This window comes from Pseudomonas sp. Sample_24 (assembly GCF_004307605.1).
Lineage (GTDB): Bacteria > Pseudomonadota > Gammaproteobacteria > Pseudomonadales > Pseudomonadaceae > Aquipseudomonas.
In genome coordinates this window covers 1-2845 of record NZ_RCNW01000120.1, presented here as the reverse complement: position 1 = coordinate 2845, position 2845 = coordinate 1, and the positions used below count along the sequence as shown (strand labels likewise).

The window sequence follows — 2845 nt, the reverse complement described above, 5'->3', positions numbered from 1 at the left end:
GCCAGCGAACCGCCGACCTGCCCTGCGCCGAGGATGATGATTTTCATCCAGTCACTCCCTTAAACCGGTTAACCGCGTGCGGCGGCGATCTTGATCAGCTTGGCGTAGTAGAAACCGTCGTGTCCGCCCTCTTGCGCCAGCAATTGGCGACCGTGGGGCTGCTTGATGCCGGCCGTGGTGGCCAGGTCCAGCTCACGGGCGCCCGGGGTGCGAGCGAGGAAGGCTTCGATGACTTCGGTGTTCTCGGTCGGCAATGTCGAGCACGTGGCGTAGAGCAGAATGCCGCCCACTTCCAACGTTATCCACATCGCGTCCAGCAGCTCGCCTTGCAGCACCGCGAGTGCGGCGATGTCGTCGGGTTGACGGGTCAACTTGATGTCCGGGTGACGACGAATCACTCCCGTGGCCGAGCAGGGGGCATCGAGCAGGATGCGCTGGAACGGCTTGCCGTCCCACCACGCCTGGGTATCACGGCCATCGGCGGCAATCAGTTCGGCGCTGAGTTTCAGGCGTTCGAGGTTTTCACGCACGCGCACCAGCCGCTTGGCTTCAAGGTCGACCGCTACGACGCCGGCCAGCTTTGGCTCGGCTTCAAGGATGTGGCAAGTCTTGCCACCCGGTGCACAGCAGGCGTCGAGTACCCGTTGGCCCGGCGCCAGATCCAGCAGGTCGGCGGCCAGTTGCGCGGCTTCATCCTGCACGCTGATCCAGCCGTCGGCGAAACCCGGCAGGCTGCGCACGTCCGTGGCCGCTTCGAGCACGATGCCATCACGGCTGTAGACACACGGGGCGGCGGCGATACCCGCGTTGGTCAGCAAGCCGAGATACGCGTCGCGGCTGTGATGGCGACGATTGACCCGCAGAATCATTGGCGGATGCGCATTGTTCGCCGCGCAGATGGCTTCCCATTGTTCCGGCCAGAAGGCCTTCAGGGATTTTTGCAGCCAGCGCGGGTGAGCGGTGCGCACCACCGGGTCACGTTCCAGCTCGGCAAAAATCGTTTCGCTTTCGCGCTGGGCATTGCGCAGCACGGCGTTGAGCAAGGCCTTGGCCCAGGGTTTTTTCAGCTTGTCGGCGCAGCCAACGGTTTCGCCAATGGCGGCGTGGGCCGGGACGCGGGTGTAGAGCAGTTGATAGAGGCCGACCAGCAGCAGTGCTTCAACATCGGCGTCGGCAGCCTTGAACGGTTTCTGTAACAGCTTGGCCGCCAGTGCCGACAAGCGCGGTTGCCAGCGTGCGGTGCCAAAGGCCAGATCCTGAGTGAAGCCGCGATCACGGTCCTCGACCTTGTCCAGTTGCGTGGGTAGCGAGCTGTTGAGCGATGCTTTTCCGTTCAGGACAGCGGCAAGTGCCTTGGCGGCGGCCAGACGCGGATTCATTGAGCGTCCGCCGCTTGACCGAGAATTGTGCCAATGGCGAATTTCTCCCGACGGCTGTTGAACAAGTCGCTGAAATTCAGTGCCTTGCCACCGGGCAATTGCAGGCGCGTCAGGCACAGGGCCTGTTCACCACAAGCGACGACCAGGCCGTCCTTGCTGGCGCCAAGAATCTCCCCCGGCGTGCCCTTGCCTTCGGCCAGGTGTGCGGCCAGCACTTTCAAGGCTTCGCCATTCAAGGTGCTGTGGGTGATCGGCCAAGGGTTGAAGGCGCGGACCAGACGTTCCAGTTCAATCGCCGGGCGAGCCCAGTCGATGCGCGCTTCGTCTTTGTTCAATTTGTGTGCATAAGTGGCGAGGCTATCGTCCTGCACTTCGCCTTCCAGAGTACCGGCGGCAAGGCCGGCAATCGCCTGGACCACGGCCGGTGGACCCATTTCGGCCAGACGATCGTGGAGGCTGCCACCGGTGTCTTCGGCACTGATCGGCGTGCTGACCTTGAGCAGCATCGGCCCGGTATCGAGCCCGGCTTCCATGCGCATCACGGTCACGCCGCTTTCGGCATCACCGGCTTCGACGGCACGCTGGATCGGCGCTGCACCGCGCCAGCGCGGCAACAGCGAGGCATGGCTGTTGATGCAGCCCAGGCGCGGAATATCCAGCACCACTTGCGGCAGGATCAGGCCGTAGGCGACCACCACCATCAGGTCTGGCTTCAACGCGGCCAGTTCAGCCTGGGCCTCTTCGTTGCGCAGGGTTGGCGGTTGCAACACGGGGATGTGGTTTTCCAGTGCCAACTGCTTGACCGGGCTTGGCATCATTTTTTGCCCACGGCCTGCCGGGCGATCCGGCTGGGTGTAGACCGCAACGATCTCGTAAGGGCTGATCAGCAGGGCCTTGAGGTGTTCGGCGGCGAATTCCGGGGTGCCGGCAAAGACAATGCGCAGTGGCTCAGTCATGAAAGCTCTCGATTACAAAGCAGCTTGAAAAGAAAAAGGCTTGCCGCAGCAAGCCTTTGAAGAGGGGCATCAGGCGTTCTGGCGATGGAGCTTTTCCAGCTTCTTCTTGATGCGGTCGCGTTTGAGCGTGGACAGGTAGTCGACGAACAATTTGCCGTTGAGGTGGTCGCATTCATGCTGGATGCACACAGCGAGCAAATCTTCGGCGATCAGTTCGTAAGGCTGACCGTCGCGGTCCAGCGCCTTGACCTTGACCCGTTGCGGGCGATCGACGTTTTCGTAGAAGCCCGGCACCGACAGACAGCCTTCCTGATACTGGCCCATGTCTTCGGTTAGCGGTTCGAGCTCGGGGTTGATGAATACTCGAGGCTCGGTGCGGTCTTCGGAAAGGTCCATCACGACGATACGTTTGTGCACGTTGACCTGGGTCGCGGCGAGGCCGATGCCTGGCGCTTCATACATTGTTTCAAACATGTCGTCGACCAACTGACGCACTTCGTCGTCCACTAC

The 2845-nt window shown here is 62.0% G+C and carries 3 protein-coding genes; all 3 read right to left on the bottom strand.

Annotation, left to right across the window (positions count from 1 at the left end; translation table 11 throughout):
- Window positions 1–68: 68 nt before the first annotated feature.
- The gene (rsmB, locus tag D8V06_RS06230; protein ID WP_130903758.1) at window positions 69–1379 is read right to left on the bottom strand and encodes a 16S rRNA (cytosine(967)-C(5))-methyltransferase RsmB; all 1311 of its coding nucleotides are present in this window, start codon (window positions 1377–1379) and stop codon (window positions 69–71) included.
- A complete protein-coding gene (fmt, locus tag D8V06_RS06225) occupies window positions 1376–2335 on the bottom strand; it encodes a methionyl-tRNA formyltransferase (RefSeq protein ID WP_130906818.1) in 960 nt (319 codons plus the stop codon). Before fmt ends, rsmB begins: the two co-directional genes overlap by 4 nt.
- A 69-nt stretch (window positions 2336–2404) precedes the next feature.
- Window positions 2405–2845 (bottom strand): peptide deformylase (gene def / locus D8V06_RS06220; protein WP_130930630.1); only part of this gene is annotated, 441 nt, incomplete at its 5' end.

Bases quoted from the DNA above. Each gene is read 5' to 3' on its own strand.
- rsmB (WP_130903758.1), bottom strand. From the start codon at position 1,379: ATGAATCCGCGTCTGGCCGCCGCCAAGGCACTTGCCGCTGTCCTGAAC.
- fmt (WP_130906818.1), bottom strand. From the start codon at position 2,335: ATGACTGAGCCACTGCGCATTGTCTTTGCCGGCACCCCGGAATTCGCC.